We start from the raw sequence: 18,158 nt of genomic DNA, 5'->3' as shown, positions 1-18,158 counted from the left end.
GTTAGGCGTCCTTATTTTGAGATGGTTCTAAAACGCTTGATGATACCTTAAAAAGGCTTTGTTCGTAATAAAAGGAAGGCAGTGGGCAGTAAATAGGCGCGCTTAAGGGGATTTTTGCGTTGCTTTTGAGGTGAAAATGCCCCTCTATAATGCCGTCAATGCTATCAATGTTAAGATCTTTAATGTAGTTTTGATAGGCTTTTAGGCGCTTTTCAATAAAGGCTTTTAATTCTTTTGGCTCTAATTCCCAAAGACGGATGGGTTTTTGATAGATGCGTTTTTTCAAAAAAGGGTATAAGGTTTTAAAACTTAATAAATTTAAAAAAGTTAAAAAAAATCTAGCCCAAGTGGAAGTGAGCTGCGTGATGTAAAATTCATACGCTTTAGTAATGAATAAATCCCCATGGGCTAGTAAAAAGCGTTTGTTATCGTATTGGAATAATACGGGCTGGTTTTGGCGCTCAAAAACCATTACTTTGGAATCGAATACAAAACGCATGGAAAAATCATGGTTGCCTTCAAAATAAAAGACTTGTGAAATTTCGCTTAACGCATGGATTAAATCAATGATTTTTTGCTGCTCTCTATCTAGGGGTAAATAGCCCACAAGCACATGGAAAATATCGCCCATGAAAAAGACTTGTGGGGGTTTGGCGCTTAAAAGTTCTTGAAGCGTATGGATTAAATGAGGGCTTTTAGGCAAAAAATGCGCATCAGAGATAAAAACAGCCCCATTTTTAAGCGCATAAGTTTCTAGCATCTTACTCTTTGAACAAAAAAGAGCCAATCCTTAAAAGATTCGCCCCGCAAGCAATCGCTAATTCAAAATCATCACTCATGCCCATTGAAAGAACGCTCGCATTCTTTATTTGGTCAAAAAGCTTTTTGGTGGTGATAAAGGATTTTTCAATTTCCTTTTCATCATCGGTGTGTGCCCCTATACACATAAGCCCCTTAAGCTTGAGGCACTTGCAAGTTTCACTGATTTGAGAATAAATTTCTAGCGCTTCTTCAGGCACCACCCCGCTCTTACTTTTCTCATACGCGCTATTAACCTGTAAAAGAGCGTTTAAATTGACGCCCAATATTTCGCAACGCTTTTCTATTTTCAAAGCGAGTTTTAAAGAGTCTAAAGAATGCAAAAGGGCGGGTTTTAAATTCAAAAGCGCATTGATTTTATTTTCTTGTAAAGAGCCTATCATGTGCCATTCAAGGGGTAAATGCTCTAAAGAGTGCATTTTAATCTTTAAATCTTGAACTCTATTTTCTCCAAAAGCCCTTTGAGAGCAGTTGTAGTAATGTTGGATAGCTTCTGGGGAAGCGTTTTTTGAAACAGCCACGATTTTGACAATATGGTGCCTTGAATAGGCGGTGCGAGCCTTTTCTATTTTGGTGATGAGAGTATCAATCTTTTGGCGGTAATCTAACATAATCCTTCTTTATGGCTTCTTCTTTATAGATCTTCTTTGTGCGTGCTGAAAGAATGCGTGAGATGGAATTTTTGATTTAAAGTTTCAAAATCTTTTAAAAGCCCTTTCTTTTTCAAATTTTCTATGACTTCCATGGAGCAATTGGTTTCGGTGGGCCATTCTCTAAAATGTTTATCCATAACGCCCTTATTGGTAGCGTCTATAAAAAAACAATGTTTAGAGGTGAGAATATCACGCTGCGCATCAATATTATTAACGATGCGCCATAACAGCATGTAAGGGTTGTTCAAATCGTTGCTGGTATGCTCTACAAAGATGACAATGCGTAAATGCTCTTCAAAACCGAGCAAGTTTTTAGCCAATTCAATGACGCTTTTGTCTTTCTTTTCCACGCTAATGACGCAAATGGGGTTACGAGTGTGCGGGTAATATTGCTTCAAAAGAACGATATTTTGCATTTTATCTTGTAAAAGCGCTAGTAGGGCGTTATCGTTTAAAAGCGTGGGGTGGGGGGTATTGCTTTTAGAGGTCGCATCAATACCGAGTTTCCCCCCCATAGCGTATTCAGGGCTTGCATGATCTAAAGCGTCGCATACGCCTTGAGAGATGAGCGCGTTTTCTTTAGAAAAATTTTCCAGTATATACTCAATGATAGCGTTGGTGTCTCTTAGATTAGGAGCGTCTTCATTGACAAAAATTGCATGTTTGACAAAGCTCATCTGCCCCACACCCCAAAAAGCGTGCATGACTTGTTTGGCATGAGCGTTATAGCGCGTGTGTATTTTAGCTAAAATCAAATTATGAAACACCCCATTTTCTGGCATGTAATAATCTATGAGATTGGGGGCGTTCATTTGAAGTAAAGGCAAGAACAAGCGTTCAGTCAAATACCCCATGTATTTATCTTCTAAAGGAGGCTTACCCACCACAGTGGCTAAGTAAATGGAATCTTTTTTATAGCTAATGGTTTTGACTTCTAAAACAGGGTAAGGCTCAATGGGGGTATAATAGCCAGTGTGATCCCCAAAAGGCCCTTCAAGCTCTAGCTTTTCGCAATCCACAAACCCTTCTATCACAATATCGCAATCGCTTGGCACGCTCAAAGGATTGCTCAAGCATGGCATTACGCGTGCTTTTTTTCCTCTCATAAACCCATAGAGCATGAGTTCATAAATCCCATAAGGTAAGGGGGCTGTCGCGCACCATGTGTAGAGCAAATCCCCGCCAATAGCGATACTGACAGGCATTTTGACTTTAGCCTTAGCGTATTCATGGAAAAAGAGTTGGGAGTCTTTATGGATTTGCCAGTGCAAGCCTAAATGGTTTTTATCATAAACTTGCAAGCGGTACATGCCTAAATTCTTTTTTTTATGATCTAGGCTTTGGGTATAGACTTGCCCCATAGTGATAAAAGCCCCGCCATCTTTTTCCCAAGTTTTTAAAACGGGCAGATCCAACAAATTGACTTCTTTATCTTGCTTGGTGATGAGATCTTTGGGGCGAGCGGTTTTTTTAGGGAAAACGTGTCTTAAATCCCATAAATCTTTTAAAGCTTTCAAACCCTCAGTGAAATTTTTAGGAGCACTAAAGTGCAAGAACGCTTGCATGCGTTGTTGTAAATCCTCTATAGGGGTTTTTAACAAAAGATCCAAGCGTTTGAAAGAGCCAAAAGCGTTCATCAAAACAGGCATGCCAAAGGTTTTGATCTGGTCATGCTCTTTTCTTATGGGTTGCGTGAATAAAAGGGCTTTGCCTCCATCAGGCTTTTTCGCTTCTATATACGCCAGATGAGCGATTTCTAAATCCACTTCAAGGGGGGTGTCAATGACTTCTAATTCATTATGTTTTTTTAAAAGCTTTAAAAAATCTCGCATCCAACTACCTTAAATAACCACATAATGAACGCTTAAGCATGCAGGAATGTTTTTAAGCTCTTCTAAAACTTCCAAAGAAACTTCTTCATCTACAATAATGAGCGCTAAGGCTTCTTTTTGCGTGTTGCGCCCCAAACGAAAATCAGCGATGTTAATCCCATGCCTAGCGAACGCATTCCCCACACTCCCAATAACGCCTGGAATATCCGTATTCCTGAATAAAAGCATTTTACCCTTTGGCTCTATATCAATATGAAACCCATCAATCTCGGTGAGTTTTAAAATATCTTCTTCAAACACCGTGCCGCTCACGCTGATTGCGCCATTAGCCGCATTGAGAGTTAAAGAGAGCATGTTTTTATAGGGCGAAGCGCTTTCTTTAAGGCTAACCTTGATTTCAATGCCTCTTTCTTTGGCCACAAAGGGGGCGTTAATGTAATTGATCTTATCCCCTACAACGGGTTTTAACACCCCTACTAGCGTAAAAGCGACAAGGGCGTCTTTGAATTGGTTGATCTCCCCACAAAGACTGAGTTCAATTTTTTGGCACACGCCCTTATGGATTTGACTGGAAAAATAACCCAGTTTTTGCGCTAAATTCAAGTAGGCTTTAGCGCTTGCATCAAAAGCTTGCATGGGTAAATTTAGAGCATGCGGGTGGCTTGAACCCCTTAAAGATTCCATAACCCCTTGAGCGGCTTGTTTGGAAATTTCTTCTTGGGACTCTAAAGTGTTCGCGCCAATATGGGGGGTCGCATACACATTAGGCAAGTCTAAAAGTTTGTTATGAATGCCAGGCTCTTTAGAAAAGACATCAATGCCAAGCCAACGCACTTTTTTGGTTTCTAAGGCTTCATAAAGAGCGTCTTCATTATAAAGCCCCCCTCTAGCGCAATTGATCAAAATAACCCCTTTTTTCATGCGTTCAATCTCTTTAGCGCCTATCATGTTAATGGTTTCTTTGTTTTTAGGGGTGTGGATAGTGATCATATCGCATTGCAAAATGTCTTCAAAATTTTTTGTGTAAATGACCCCTAAATCAGTGGCTTTTGAAGAAGGGATATAAGGATCATAGGCTAGAACCTCCATTTCAAAAGCTTTAGCCCTAATGCCCACCCTAGAGCCAATATTCCCAAAACCAATGATGCCCAGCTTTTTATTTTTCAATTCCGTGCCATACCAATCTTCTCTTTTCCATAACCTTTGGTGTTTGATTTGATCATTTGCGCAAGGGAATGAACGCACCGCATTGATCAAATGCGCCATGGTCAATTCCACAGCGGCAATCGTGTTAGCGGTAGGGATATTCATCACCACAATCCCTTTTTGAGAGCAGCTTTCTAAATCAATATTATCCACTCCCACGCCCGCTCTCACAATGGATTTTAAGTGGGTTAAGGGCTTTAAAAAATCGCTTGTGATAGGGGTCATGCTGCGAGTGATGAGCGCATCCATAGGAGTGAGTTTTTCTAAAAGCTCCTTTTTGGGGCATTTGGAATAATCATGCAAGACAATGTCTTTTTGAGCTTCTAAGATTTGAATGCCTTTAGCATGGATGGGGTCGCAAATGGCTACTTGATACATTTTTATCCTTTGAATTTAAAAAACAGCATGATAGCGTATTTTATAATAGTCTAAATCAGCTAAAAAGCGTTCTTTTTTATTTTCATCTAAATAGATGATGAGGTTAGGTTGGTTTTTGGTGCTATCGTAAGCGTAATCAATTTGTTCTTTTTTAAGGATTTCTTTTAAACACCACCATTGATAGTCCTTTAAATCCTTAATGATAAGCTTTGAATACTCCCTTTTTTTTTCTTCAAAAGGGATTTCAAAATGATGCTCTATAACGGGGTAATTGATAGATTCTTGAGCATCAAGATTTTGAGAAAGGGCGTTATTGCGATCTTCTTCGTTATGGGAGGCTTTTTCATCGTTAGGGGTATTAGGATTATTGGGGCTTTCTTCTAGGTTGATTTCATGGCTTTTTGCATCTGTTTGAGAGAGGCCTTCATTGGTTTGAGAGATCGCATGAGAAGTAGCGGGCATTTCTTTTTTAACGCTTAAAAACAAATAGGCTAAAACGCCAAGAGCGACAGCTAGGGAAATAAAAGCAACAACACCCTTAAATCTCATGCCATTCTCATGTTTTTAAAATCGCTCTTTAGAGTTTTTCTTTAAGAATATCCCCTAAAGTCATTTTATCATCGCTCGTATTAAAGGCTTGCAATTCTTCTTTTTCTTTTTTGCGCTCTAACCTGTGCACAGAAGCGCGCACCTTGTTGTTAGACTTTTCAATCGCAACAACCACGCAAGTGATTTCTTGCCCTATTTTGATTTCATCTTTTTTCAAGGGGTTCAAATCTTCATTTTTGATCAGCACATCAATGCCATCAGCATGAATGAAAACGCCAAAATCCTTGATACTCACCACTTTGCCTTGAATCACGCTGTCTGTTTTATGCTTTTGAGCGAATTCTTCTGTAGGGGAAGTAACCAAGTGCTTCGCACTCAAAGAAATCTTTTTATCTTTTTTGTTGATTTTAAGGATTTTGACTTTGATCACATCGCCAATTTTATAGTGGTCTTTGCATTTTTTATCTTTATCCCAAAAAGCGTCGTGATTGTGGAGCAAGCCATCCACCCCACCCAGATTCAAAAACGCCCCAAAATCCGTTAAAGTCGCCACTTTGCCCTCTACAATATCCCCCACTTGGTGTTTGGATTCAAAAACATCAAAAGGCCTGTTAGTGAGTTGTTTTAAAGAAACCCTTAAGCGGCGGTTTTTAGGATCAATGTCAATGATCTTCACATCAATCTCTTGCCCCACGCTCAAGTAATGGTTAGGGTGGCTGACATTTTTATCCCAAGAGATTTCAGAAACATGCAAAAAGCCTTCAATATCATTACCAATATCCACAAACACCCCATAATGTTCAATATTGCTCACCACCACCTTAATGGCGTATCCGGGTTTTAGCTTGTCTTGGATCTCTTCCCATGGGTCTTCTATGGTCGCTTTTATGGAGAGTGAAAGGCGTCTTTTTTCTTCATCATAAGCGATAGCTTTGACATAGACTTCATCGCCCTCTTTGTAGTATTTTTCAGGGTTTACTGGTCCTTTATGGCTGATTTCAGAATAATGGACCAAGCCCTCAATCCCCTTAACTTCTACAAAAATACCAAAAGGGGTGATCTGGCGCACGACCCCTAACACCGGCTCTGTGGCTTCTAACAATTCTTTAGAAATCTCAAGCTGTCGTTTGTCATTGACTTCAAAGAACCGTTTGCGAGAAATATTGATAGAATGGTTTTCCTTATCCACACGAATGATGCACGCTTTAATGCGTTTGCCGATATGGTTTGCGTCATTCTTTAAAGAAGAGTGCGAGCGGGAGAGGAAATACTCCACGCCTTGAGACTCCACGATATAGCCTCCTTTATTCTTACCTACAATCTTGCCCTCAATAATGGCGTTTTCATAGTTTTCGCCCAATTCTTCAATTTTAGCTTGAATCTTTTGTTGGGAGATGGCCTTTTTGTAAGAAACGCTAGGGTGCTCGCCTTTTTCGGACACATGCACGACAATGGGGTCATTTTTTTGATACATCAATTGCCCCTTTTCATCGGTGATCTCATTCAAAGCCAAACGGCCTTCTGTCTTACCGCCCACGCTCACCATGGCATACCCATCATTCTCATTGATGGAAACGATTAGCCCTTCTTTAATAGTGCCTTTTTCTAGAGTTTCTTCTTTTTCTAAGAGTTTTGCGAAGTCTTCCTCCTCGTCATTAAAATACTGATCATCTGCTATCTTGCTCATTGACTGCCTTACTATAAAATAAATATAAAATCCTTAAGGGCATTGTATCCTTTTTTGGCTTACAAAATCGTTTAAAAACTAACAATTAGCGGTTTTTTTAAAGAAAATTTTCAAAATGTGTTAAATCGTGCTGATTTTTTGCTTGACATTTTCTATAATCCAGTCCGGCGTGGAAGCCCCAGCGGTAATCCCGCACAATTTTTTATCCTTAAACCACGCTAACTCTAATTCGTTTTCATCTTCTACCAAGTAGCTGTCTTTACAATGCTGTTTGGCGATGCTTAAGAGCTGTTTGGTGTTTGAAGAAGTTTTACCGCCCACGACTATCATAATATCCACTTCCTTACTCAAATCCAAAGCGGCTTTTTGGTTGTAGGAAGTGGCGTTACAAATCGTGTTAAAAATACGCACTTCAGTGCATCTTTCCACCAAATAGGAAGCGATTTGCAAGAGTTTTGGGGTTTGTTTGGTGGTTTGAGAAACTAAAGCCACTTTTCGTTGCAATTTTTTTTCTTGCAATTCTTCTAACGAATTGACGACCAAAGCCTGGTTAGTGGCATAGCTGATCACGCCCTTGACTTCAGGGTGGTTAATATCCCCAAAAAGCACGATTTGATACCCTTCTTTACTCATGGATTCCACAATTTGTTGAGGTTTGATCACATACGGGCAAGTCGCATCAGTGATTTTAACCCCCTTATTTTTCAAGTATTCTAAATCCTGCTTAGGAATGCCATGGGTTCTTATGATCACGCTCTTATTTTTAGGGATTTTTTTGGGATCTTCTTCAATTTTCACATTGAAATTTTTTTCCAAACGATTGATTTCTTTAGCGTTATGAATGAGCGAGCCAAAAATCAAGCTGTTTTGATTTTTTTCAGCGATTTGTATCGCTCTTTTGACGCCAAAGCAAAAACCATAATCCTTAGCCATTTTAATTTCCATTAAAACTCCCTTTTTTGAATAGATTGAGTAAGCGTTTGAATTGCGGGAAAGAAATGTTTGCACATTCTAAATTATCAATTTCTAAAGGCAACGCTAAAGTTAAAACAGCAAAACTCATCGCAATCCTGTGATCATTGAAGCTTTTGATAAGGGGGGGTTTAATCCTAGAAAAATGCTGTTTTAATGGGCTTATATCTTCTAATCCCTCTATGTAAAACCCGTCTTCAAACTCTTCGCACTCAATCCCTAAAGCTTTGAAATTAGAAACAACCGCTTTAATCCTATCGCTTTCTTTAGCCCGTAAATCTTTAGCGTTTCTCACCATGCTTTTGCCTTTTGCAAAAAGCATAGCGATGCTTAAAGCGGGGATTTCATCAATAAGGCTGGCGGTATTTTGATCAATACTGATCGCTTTTAAAGGGGCATGCTCTATATAAATATCGCCAATGATTTCTAAATCTTTAGATTGGATAACATACTCTATATGAGCGCCCATTTTTTTCAAAACTTCAAAAGCTTCTATGCGAGTGGGGTTGAGCAAGACATTTTTTAAAAGAAGGCGGCTTTTTGGCGTAATCGTGCAAGAAAGGGCGAAAAAAAACGCGCTAGACGGATCATTGGCTATGGTAAAGTCAAAGGATTCTAGAGGTTTTTCTAGGGGTGAAATCGTTAAAATGCCGTCTTGATTTTGAATATCAGCTCCCAAGCTTTTAAGCATGATTTCTGTGTGGTTACGGCTAAGCTCATTTTCTTTATAGGTGCTTGAGTCTTGAGCTTGTAGGGCGCTTAAAATAAAAGCGCTTTTGACTTGAGCTGAAGCGATAGGGCTTTCATAATCGCAAGCTTTTAAAGGACTCCCTAAGATCACTAAGGGGGCGAAATGGTTATCCTCTCTCCCTAAAATCTTTGCCCCAAAAGCTTTCAAAGGCTCAATGATTCTTTTCATGGGGCGCGCGTTTAAGGAATTGTCCCCGCTTAAAACAAAAAGGCCTTTTTGAGCGCTTAAAAGCCCGCTGTATAAACGCATGCTAGTGCCAGAATTGTTGCAATTTAAAATCTTGTTAGGCTCTTTTATAGCCGTTGGGGGCGTGATTTTAAAAGAATTTTTGGCGGTATTTTCCACTTTAGCCCCTAAATTTTGAGCGATTTCCAAAGAACTTAAACAATCTTCTCCCATTAAAAAATTCCGCACGAAACAAGGCTTTTGAGCGAGTAGGCTAAAAATAACGGCTCTGTGCGAGAGCGATTTATCGCTAGCGTTAATGTCAAGCTCTATCACGTATTATCCTTTGCTATCTTTTATCCTTTAAGGCGGGCGTTAAATTCTTTTTCTAAAATTTCAAGCGCTTTTTGCACGGCTGAATTGACCTCTTCATCATTTAAGGTTTTTTCTAAAGAATGGATCACACAACGCACGCTTAAGGCTATGGAATTATGACTTTCTTTAAAAATATCAAGGGGTAGAATCTCGCTTAAATTAGGGATTTGAGCGTCTTTTAGGGCTTTTTTAATCCCACTAAAAGCGGTATTTTCATCAATGATGAGAGTCAAATCCCTAACACTGCTAGGGTAAATGCTAAAGGGTTTTAATAGCATAGCAGGGCGTTTGAGTTTAGAAGCGTCTATCTCAGCGTAATAGCTTTCAAACAAATCTAATTCCTGGATCACTTTGGGGTGGATTTTAGCGATTACGCCTATGATTTCATTGTTTTGAATGATTTTAGCGCTCTGGTAGGGGTGGTTAATGGGGGTTTGAATGGTTAGTTTTTCTAGGCTAAAATCCCCTATAATTCTTGAAACGCATTCAGCGAAAGAGTAAAAATCCCAAGCCTTGCCCTTAGCGTAAGGGTAGCTCTCTTTCTTTTGTAAGCCGCTTATTAAAAAGCCTAGTTTTTGGATCTCTTCTCTTTTAGAGTTATACACGCTCCCTTTTTCATAAAGGGCGATGCTTTTAAACCCTAAATTTTTATTCCTTAAGCTGGCGTCTAAAAGCCCGCAAATAAGACTCGTTCTTAGGGTGTTTAATTCCGTTGTGATAGGGTTTTGCAATTCTAGGGGATCTTCTAAAACTTCAAAGCCCAGTTTTTGCTGTTTTTCTTTAGAGTAAAACACATAATGAATGACTTCTTTAAAACCGCAAGCGAGAGCCTTGTGTTTAAGGTTTTCAAAAAAGCGGTGCGTGTCATAATGGGGGTTTGAATTTTTGCTACTGACGCAATTAAGGGGCTTTGAGATCAAATTATCAATCCCTACAAAGCGCAAGATTTCTTCAGCAATATCTTGGATCGTTTTAATGTCATGCCTGAAATTGGGAACGATAACCTCTAAAATTTGGGGTTTTGAGTTTGGCTCTTTTGCACTAACTTTAAAACCTAAATTTTTTAAAATGCCTTGAATTTTTTCTGCTTCTATAACAAGCCCCAAAATTTCGGTGATGTCTTCAAGTTGGAATTTAAGGGTGCGATCTTTTAAAGAATGCTTGGTTTGTTTGCTTTCTAAAATCGTGGCTTTTAAATGAGCGCTTAAAAAATTCAAGCCGTCTGATAAATTAGGGTTACTCCCCCTAGCGCTCCTATAAACAAGGGCGTTGTTTTTTTGAAGCGTTTTATCTTTTAGGGCGTGTAATTTTAAAGACAGGCTTATCGGATCAATATAGCTTGCTTCTAAAAGCAAATGCTCGCTCAAATCTTTTTGAACTTGATGCTTGATAGCGATCGTGGAGCGTTTTTGATGGTTGATATAAACGCTTTCAAGGTTGTTTTCATCGTTTTTGACGATCAAATCCATAGGGGTTTTATTCAGGCTATAAGCGTTCATTATTACCCCACTAAAATGCATGCCAAATTCTATGAAATTGTTCAGGTCGTTCTCGCTTAAGGCGTTATTGTGAGCGAGCGAAAGCTTGATATTTAAAGGGGTTTTTAAAGAATGATTATAAATCAAATAATAAGCCAGATGCGATTCAATATTTTCACCCGTAATAAGCGTGATCAAATCGCTTTTTGGCGTCAAATTTAAAGCCTTGATAGGTTTTAGGGGCGTGTGATAAAAGGCGCTAATTTCTCTGGCAATACCTAAAACGCTCAAGCAATCCCCACGATTGGGAGTCAATGAAATTTCTAAAACATGCGTGTTGAAAGGGGCGTATTCATTTAATTCTTTCCCTAAAACCAACTCCCCAACGCTCTCATCTAATTCCAAGATGCCATCATTGATTTTAGGGAAGCCTAATTCGCTGCTAGAGCAAATCATGCCATGGCTTTCAACCCCCCTAAGCTCCGTTTTAGCGATGGTGGTTGAGCCTATGATCGCTCCTTTGAGGGCGACTGGCACAAATTGGTTTGGGGCGACATTTTTAGCCCCGCACACGATTTGCAACACTTCTTTACCCACATCCACTTGACACACGCTGAGTTTTTCGGCGTTTTTATGGGGGGCTTTTTCTAAAACCTTACCCACAACCACATTTTTAGGAGCGACACAAGGGATACAGCTTTCCACTTCTAAACCTAAGCAGCTCAAATTTTCACAAAGTTTAACTATATCTTTAGGCGTATTGACAAAAACATTCAAATCATTAACGCTCAGTTTCATTAAAAGCTCTCCAACACCCTCAAATCAGTTTCAAAGAAACTGCGCAAATCATTGATTTGGCAAGTCAGCATGGCTAATCTTTCAATCCCCATGCCAAAAGCAAACCCGCTCACATTTTCATACCCTATGGCTTCAAACACCGCATTATTGACCATGCCACAACCCAACACTTCCAGCCAGCCTGTGTGCGAGCAAACCCTACAGCCTTCTTGCTTGCAAAACACGCAACTAATATCCACTTCAGCGCTTGGCTCTGTGAAAGGGAAAAAGCTAGAGCGCCATCTTAATTTCACGCCCCCAAAGAAATAATGCAAAAAGTCTTCGATCACGCCCTTTAAGTGCGTGAAACGGATATTCCCTTTTTGATCCACGACAAGCCCTTCAATTTGGTGGAACATGGGCGTGTGGGTCAAGTCATAATCGCGCCTAAAGGTTTCGCCTAAACAAATCATTTTAATGGGTGGGGTTTGTTCTTGCATGGTGTGGATTTGCACGGGCGAAGTGTGGGTCCTTAAAAGCTTGTGATCTTTAAAATAAAAAGTGTCTTGCATGTCTCTTGCAGGATGGTAAGGGGGCAAGTTTAAAGCACTGAAATTATGGAAATCATCTTCCACTAAAGAGCCGATTTCAAGCTTGTATCCTAATGGGGTGAAAAATTCAATGATTTTATTTTTAGTATAATTCAAAGGGTGAGAAGAGCTTGTTTTGATAGCGTTAAACAAACTCACATCAATTTTTTCTTTTTTCAAGCGTTCTTCTAATTCAAGCTCCAAAATAGCCTTTTTTTTCAATTCAAAGGCTTTTTCAAACGCTTGCTTATAATGGTGGATTTCTTTAGCAAAGGCGTTTTTTTCTTCGCCGTTTAGATTTTTGAGTTGGTTGAATTTATCCGCAAAAACCCCTTTTTTACCCAAAGCGTTCAAGCGCGCTTCTTCTAATTCTTTGCTGTTAGTAACCTTTTCTAAGCGTTCTATTAAGGTGTGCAATAACGATCCTTATATTTTTTATTTTTAAAAAGCTATAATACAACTTTAATAAAAGAAAAACCTTAAAAGGGAGCAAAAAGAGCATGAATGTGTTTGAAAAAATAATCCAAGGCGAAATCCCTTGTTCTAAGATTTTAGAAAACGAGCGTTTTTTATCCTTTTATGACATTAACCCTAAAGCCAAAGTGCATGCGTTAGTGATCCCTAAGCAAAGCATTCAGGATTTTAATGGCATCACCCCAGAGCTTATGGCGCAAATGACAAGTTTTATTTTTGAAGTGGTGGAAAAATTAGGCATCAAAGAAAAGGGATACAAGCTTTTAACGAATGTGGGTAAAAACGCAGGGCAAGAGGTGATGCATTTGCATTTTCATATTTTAAGCGGAGACAAACATTAAAAGCGTTGGTGGTATTTCGTGCAAGCGTTTTTAAACAGGAGTTTTGCTCCCTTACTCAACCCTAACGAGAGTCCTTTAGAGCAAGTTAAATCCAGTATTATCTTAAAAAAAGGGGTGTCTTATTTTGACTGGGGGGCTTCAGGTTTAGCGAGCACTTTAGTGGAAAAGCGCGTGAAATCCTTACTGCCTTATTACGCGAACGCTCATTCTGTCGCTTCTAAACATGCGATTTTAATGGGCATGCTTTTAAAAGAGTGCCAAGAAAAGTTGAAGCGTTCTTTAAATTTGAGCGATGGTTATTGCGTCTTGAGCACGGGGTATGGGGCGAGTTCAGCGATTAAGAAATTTCAAGAAATTTTAGGGGTGTGCATCCCTTCAAAAACGAAGAAAAATTTAGAGCCGTATTTGAAAGATATGGCTTTAAAGCGTGTGATTGTAGGGCCTTATGAGCATCATTCTAATGAAATCAGCTGGCGTGAAGGCTTGTGTGAAGTGGTGCGTATCCCTTTAAATGAACATGGTTTATTGGATTTAGAAATTTTAGAGCAAACTTTAAAAAAATCCCCTAACAGCTTGGTTTCTGTGAGCGCGGCTTCTAATGTGACCGGAATTCTTACGCCTTTAAAAGAAGTTTCATCATTGTGTAAGAAATATAAGGCCGATTTGGCTTTGGATTTAGCGAATTTTAGCACGCATGCTAACCCTAAAGATTGCGAATACCAAACCGGTTTTTATGCACCTCATAAGCTTTTAGGGGGTATTGGAGGGTGCGGTCTTTTAGGCATTGCTAAAGATTTGATTGACACGCAGATCGCCCCGAGTTTTAGCGCAGGGGGCGTGATTAAATACGCTAATTGCACACGGCATGAATTTATTGATGAATTGCCTTTAAGAGAAGAGTTTGGCACGCCAGGATTGTTGCAATTTTACAGGAGCGCTCTAGCGTATCAATTGAGAGATGAATGCGGTTTGGATTTTATCCATAAAAAAGAAAACAACCTTTTAAGAGTGCTAATGCATGGCTTAAAAGACTTGCCCGCTATTAATATTTATGGGAATTTAACAGCGAGTCGTGTGGGGGTAGTGGCTTTTAATATTGGGGGGATTTCGCCCTATGATTTAGCGAGAGTTTTAAGCTATGAATACGCTATTGAGACCCGAGCAGGTTGCTCTTGCGCGGGGCCTTATGGGCATGATTTATTGAATCTTAACGCTCAAAAGTCAAGCGATTTTAACGATAAACCCGGATGGCTTAGAGTGAGCTTGCACTTCACGCACTCCATAAACGATATTGATTATTTGCTAGACAGCTTGAAAAAAGCGGTTAAAAAATTGCGTTAAGCTAAAACTATTTTTAAGGAAAGATTTGGATATTTTAGATTTGAACAAAGCGCAAGCGGTGCAACAAAATGAACAAGAGGTAGAGAATAAAGAAAAAGAGTCTAAAGAGCCGGTGGTTTTAGAAGATTTGAGTGCTTTAGCATGGCTTGAATTAGAAGAGTTTAGCCGCCTTTCAGGGATTCCTAAAGAAAGGATCTTAGAATTAGTGAATCTTGGTAAGATTAAAAGCAAAATAAGCCACAACAAGCTTTTAATTGACGCGAGCAGCGGGACAAACGCTTTAATCAAAAAGGTAGAAAATAATTTGATTTCTATGGATATGAACGGGCGTTCTTTAGAGCCTGTGTTTGTGGAAAAGACCATTAACACGATTTTAAACTTGCATGATAAGGTCATTGGCGCTAAAGACGAAACGATTTCAGCCTTTAAAAATGAAAACATGTTTTTAAAAGACGCTTTAATCTCTATGCAAGAAGTCTATGAAGAAGATAAAAAAACCATCGATCTTTTGCGCGATGAACTCAATCAAGCGAGAGAAGAAATTGAATTTATGAAGAGGAAATACCGCTTGATGTGGGGGAAAGTCGCTGACATGAGCAGCGTGAATAAAAAGTAGTTTTAAATTAACGCCCATGCTTTGAGGGATCATTAGCGGTAATTTTAGGTGAATACATGTTAGAATTTGGGGTGTTTTAACAGAATGCAAGCTTGAAGGAGAACCATGTCCATTTCACGCAGAAGTATCCTAACAAAAATCCCAATCGCGCTCGCTAGCGCTAATGTTTTAAAAGCTGTTGGTGTTTTTGAAAAAGTAGAATCCATTCCGCATGCAACGCATTTTGGCCCTTTTATCGCAAAGGTTCAAAATGGAGTGATTAAAGATATTGTCCCCCAAAAGAGCGATTATAACCCTACCATGATGTTAAAAGCGATGGCAGATAGGGTGTATTCAGATAGTAGGGTGAAGTATCCTTGCGTGCGTAAGAGCTTCTTAGAAAACAAAAAAAACCACAAAGAATTGCGCGGGAGAGAAGAGTTTGTGCGCGTGAGTTGGGATGTGGCGTTGGATTTAGCGGTTAAAAAGCTTAAAGAAATCCCTAAAGAAAACATTTATAATGCCAGTTATGGTGGTTGTGGGCATGCGGGCAGCTTGCATCGTTGCCATCATTTAGCATGGCGTTTTTTTAATACGACTTTAGGGGGGGCTATTGGCACTGATGGGGAATATAGTAATGGCGCGGCCGCAAGAATAAACCCTATGATTGTAGGGGATATGGAAGTTTATTCGCAACAAACCACGCATGAAGAGATGATTAAAAATTGTAAGGTGTATGTCATGTGGGGGGCGGATTTATTCAAGTGCAACCGCATTGATTATTTTGTGCCAAACCATGTCAATGACAGCTACTACCCTAAGTATAAAAGAGCCGGTATTAAATTCATTAGTATTGATCCCATTTATACCGAAACCGCTCAAGCCTTTAACGCTGAATGGATACCCATTCGCCCTAACACTGATGTAGCGTTAATGCTAGGCATGATGCATTATCTTTATACAAGCAATCAATACGATAAAGCGTTTATCGCTAAATACACTGATGGTTTTGATAAATTTTTACCCTATTTGCTAGGAGAGAGCGATAATGCGCCTAAAACTTTAGAATGGGCGTCTCAAATCACTGGAGTGAGTGCAGAAAAAATCAAAGAATTAGCGGATTTATTTGTCTCTAAGCGCACTTTTTTAGCGGGTAATTGGGCCATGCAAAGAGCTCAGCATGGCGAGCAACCGGATTGGGCGTTAATTGTTTTAGCCAGCATGATTGGTCAAGTGGGCTTATCGGGTGGGGGCTTTGGCTTTTCTATGCATTATGGAGGAAACGCTCAAGCGAGCTCAGGGGCAAGAATTGTTCCTATGATTTCGCAAGGGCATAATTCTGTAAAAAGCGTTATTCCAGCATCTAGGGTTTCTGAAGCGATTTTAAATCCGGATAAAGAAATTGATTTTATGGGTAAAAAACTCAAATTACCTAAAATCAAAATGATTTATAATTGTGGGGCGGATTTGTTAGGGCATGAAGCTGATACAAACGAGCTGATTCGCGCTTTAAGGACCTTAGATTGCGTGATCGTGCATGAGCCTTGGTGGACGCCTACGGCAAAATTTGCTGATATTGTCTTTGCTTCTACTAGCACTATGGAAAGAGATGATATTACTTTTGGAGAGAGTTATTCTAAGAACGTGGTTTATGCCATGCGTAAAGTGGTAGAGCCTGTTTATGAATCCAAAGACGATTATGAGATTTTCAGACAGCTTGCTTTACGCATTGGGGGCAATGAAACAGAGCAGAAATTCACTGAATCTAAGAGTTACATGGAATGGATTAAGGGCCTTTATGAAAAAAGCGATGGCCCTACTTTGAAATCGTTTGATCAATTTTGGAGGGATGGCTTTGTGGAGTTTGAAATCCCTGAAAATGCGAGAAAGTTTGTGCGTCATGCGAAATTCAGGCAAGACCCTATTAATAATAAGCTGGATACAGAGAGCGGGAAAATTCAAATTTTTTCTCAAAAATGCGCGGATTTTAAACTGGCTGATTTTAAAGGGCATCCTGCTTGGTTTGAGCCAGCTGAGTGGCTAGGCTCTAAAATGGCTGAGGCTTATCCGTTTCATTTAATTTCTCCGCACCCAAAATACCGTGTCAATTCACAGCTTGATAACACTTGGGTTAGAAATGTGTATAAAATTCAAGGCAGAGAGCCTGTAATGATCAACGAACTAGACGCTAATAAATTAGGCATTAGGCATGGTGAAATTGTAGAAGTGTTTAACGCTAGGGGGAGGTTGTTAGCAGGGGCGTTTGTAACTAAGAATATCCGTCAAGGGGTTTTGAGTATCCAAAAAGGGGCGTGGTATGACCCAGAAGATGAGAGGGTTAGAAACCCACGATGCAATGCAGGGCATGTGAATACGCTCACTTCTTTACGCCCCACAAGCAGCATGACGCAAGCCATTTCAGCCAATACCGCTTTAGTCAATATCAGAAGACTTAGAAGGTATGAATTAGTCAAACCCTATCATTCTATTTCAACACCAAGCATCATTGGGGCTTAAACGGAGTGAAAATACTAGCATGAGAGTGTTTTAGAAAGACTTAAGCGCTAAAGACTTGAGCACTAGCCAAGCTAAAGCGTAATTCTCAATTTTTATATTATAATACCCAATCAATGCGTTTAATTTCTGTTTTCAATATTGACACTTAAAGGATAAAAGATGAATATTTTTCAAACGAGTTTGAAATGTTGCGTGGGGTTGGTTTTATTTATAGGGGTCTTATTAGGGGATTCTAAAGCTTTTAAGGTTAGGGTGGATAAAAGTTTGACTCCGCCCTTTTTGAATGTGCTTTCATTAGCTTTTAAACAAGACATGAAAAAAGAGATCATTTTTGTGGTTACCAAAAGCAACAAATTGAGTAAAAAAGTGCTTTGTGATTTTGACGCTTTTTTATTGCCTGAGACTCTGATGAGTGGCATGCCTAAAAAAGCGCTATTCCATAAGGAGTTTTTATTCCAATCTAAAGAAAATAAGACGCTCTATGTGTTTTCGCTGATTGATTCTCAATATTGCTCAAAAGGTGGAAATTACAGATACGAACTAGAAAAATTAGAACGCTGGTTTGTGCAAAAAGCGCCTGAGTTGGCTGAAAGCTATAGGGTGAATTACAAAAATCAATACAATAAAACACAGATCCCACAAAAATAAAGAATGAGCG

At 39.4% G+C, this 18,158-nt stretch carries 14 protein-coding genes and 1 pseudogene; 5 read left to right on the top strand and 10 right to left on the bottom strand.

Annotated features, from left to right (window positions below):
* Window position 1 precedes the first annotated feature (1 nt).
* The 10 genes and pseudogenes from EXS92_RS06700 to pheS all read right to left on the bottom strand — a co-directional run bounded on the left by EXS92_RS06700 (window position 2) and on the right by pheS (window position 12,649).
* Window positions 2-760 (bottom strand): UDP-2,3-diacylglucosamine diphosphatase, encoded by a 759-nt coding sequence (locus EXS92_RS06700; protein ID WP_165515959.1) that lies wholly within the window; start codon window positions 758-760, stop codon window positions 2-4.
* A 1-nt stretch (window position 761) separates the two neighbouring features.
* Window positions 762-1,430, bottom strand: a complete 669-nt coding sequence (locus EXS92_RS06695) for a YggS family pyridoxal phosphate-dependent enzyme (protein WP_165515958.1) — start codon at window positions 1,428-1,430, stop codon at window positions 762-764.
* Window positions 1,405-3,304, bottom strand: a pseudogene (locus tag EXS92_RS06690) (menaquinone biosynthesis decarboxylase). The gene EXS92_RS06695 and the pseudogene EXS92_RS06690 overlap by 26 nt, the downstream one beginning before the upstream one ends.
* 9 nt (window positions 3,305-3,313) lie before the next feature.
* A complete protein-coding gene (serA, locus tag EXS92_RS06685) occupies window positions 3,314-4,888 on the bottom strand; it encodes a phosphoglycerate dehydrogenase (protein ID WP_000285083.1) in 1,575 nt (524 codons plus the stop codon).
* Window positions 4,889-4,903: 15 nt separating this feature from the next.
* Window positions 4,904-5,437: a hypothetical protein gene (locus tag EXS92_RS06680; RefSeq protein WP_127981732.1), complete on the bottom strand. Its 534-nt coding sequence runs from the start codon at window positions 5,435-5,437 to the stop codon at window positions 4,904-4,906.
* Window positions 5,438-5,465: 28 nt separating this feature from the next.
* Window positions 5,466-7,124 carry a 30S ribosomal protein S1 gene (locus tag EXS92_RS06675; RefSeq protein WP_165515956.1) on the bottom strand — a complete coding sequence of 553 codons (1,659 nt, stop codon included), beginning with the start codon at window positions 7,122-7,124 and terminating at the stop codon, window positions 5,466-5,468.
* A 120-nt stretch (window positions 7,125-7,244) separates the two neighbouring features.
* The gene (locus EXS92_RS06670; protein ID WP_000403575.1) at window positions 7,245-8,069 is read right to left on the bottom strand and encodes a 4-hydroxy-3-methylbut-2-enyl diphosphate reductase; all 825 of its coding nucleotides are present in this window, start codon (window positions 8,067-8,069) and stop codon (window positions 7,245-7,247) included.
* Entirely contained in the window at window positions 8,059-9,348 is a 1,290-nt protein-coding gene (gene aroA, locus EXS92_RS06665) for a 3-phosphoshikimate 1-carboxyvinyltransferase (protein WP_165515955.1), read from the bottom strand. The genes EXS92_RS06670 and aroA overlap by 11 nt, the downstream gene beginning before the upstream one ends.
* 20 nt (window positions 9,349-9,368) lie before the next feature.
* A complete protein-coding gene (gene pheT, locus EXS92_RS06660; RefSeq protein WP_165515954.1) occupies window positions 9,369-11,663 on the bottom strand; it encodes a phenylalanine--tRNA ligase subunit beta in 2,295 nt (764 codons plus the stop codon).
* Complete coding sequence (gene pheS, locus EXS92_RS06655; protein ID WP_000557043.1) at window positions 11,663-12,649, bottom strand: phenylalanine--tRNA ligase subunit alpha; 987 nt, start codon at window positions 12,647-12,649, stop codon at window positions 11,663-11,665. Before pheS ends, pheT begins: the two co-directional genes overlap by 1 nt.
* Window positions 12,650-12,732: 83 nt before the next feature.
* On the opposite strand from pheS, the gene EXS92_RS06650 reads away from it, so the two are divergent.
* From EXS92_RS06650 to EXS92_RS06630, 5 genes are all read left to right on the top strand, one after another.
* Window positions 12,733-13,047, top strand: coding sequence for a histidine triad nucleotide-binding protein (locus EXS92_RS06650; protein WP_001100349.1), 315 nt, complete (start codon window positions 12,733-12,735; stop codon window positions 13,045-13,047).
* A gap of 18 nt (window positions 13,048-13,065) precedes the next feature.
* Window positions 13,066-14,388: an aminotransferase class V-fold PLP-dependent enzyme gene (locus EXS92_RS06645; RefSeq protein WP_165515953.1), complete on the top strand. Its 1,323-nt coding sequence runs from the start codon at window positions 13,066-13,068 to the stop codon at window positions 14,386-14,388.
* Between the two features lie 25 nt (window positions 14,389-14,413).
* Window positions 14,414-15,004: a DUF3972 domain-containing protein gene (locus tag EXS92_RS06640; protein WP_165515952.1), complete on the top strand. Its 591-nt coding sequence runs from the start codon at window positions 14,414-14,416 to the stop codon at window positions 15,002-15,004.
* A 105-nt stretch (window positions 15,005-15,109) separates the two neighbouring features.
* Window positions 15,110-17,500 carry a molybdopterin guanine dinucleotide-containing S/N-oxide reductase gene (locus EXS92_RS06635; RefSeq protein ID WP_165515951.1) on the top strand — a complete coding sequence of 797 codons (2,391 nt, stop codon included), beginning with the start codon at window positions 15,110-15,112 and terminating at the stop codon, window positions 17,498-17,500.
* A 159-nt stretch (window positions 17,501-17,659) separates the two neighbouring features.
* On the top strand, window positions 17,660-18,148 hold the full coding sequence (locus EXS92_RS06630) for a hypothetical protein (protein WP_165515950.1): 489 nt from the start codon (window positions 17,660-17,662) through the stop codon (window positions 18,146-18,148).
* Window positions 18,149-18,158 lie beyond the last annotated feature (10 nt).

It is taken from the genome of Helicobacter pylori (genome assembly GCF_011175115.1).
Lineage (GTDB): Bacteria > Campylobacterota > Campylobacteria > Campylobacterales > Helicobacteraceae > Helicobacter > Helicobacter pylori_DF.
Note: the sequence above shows the minus strand (reverse complement) of the source record. Positions and strands in the feature narration are given on the sequence as shown.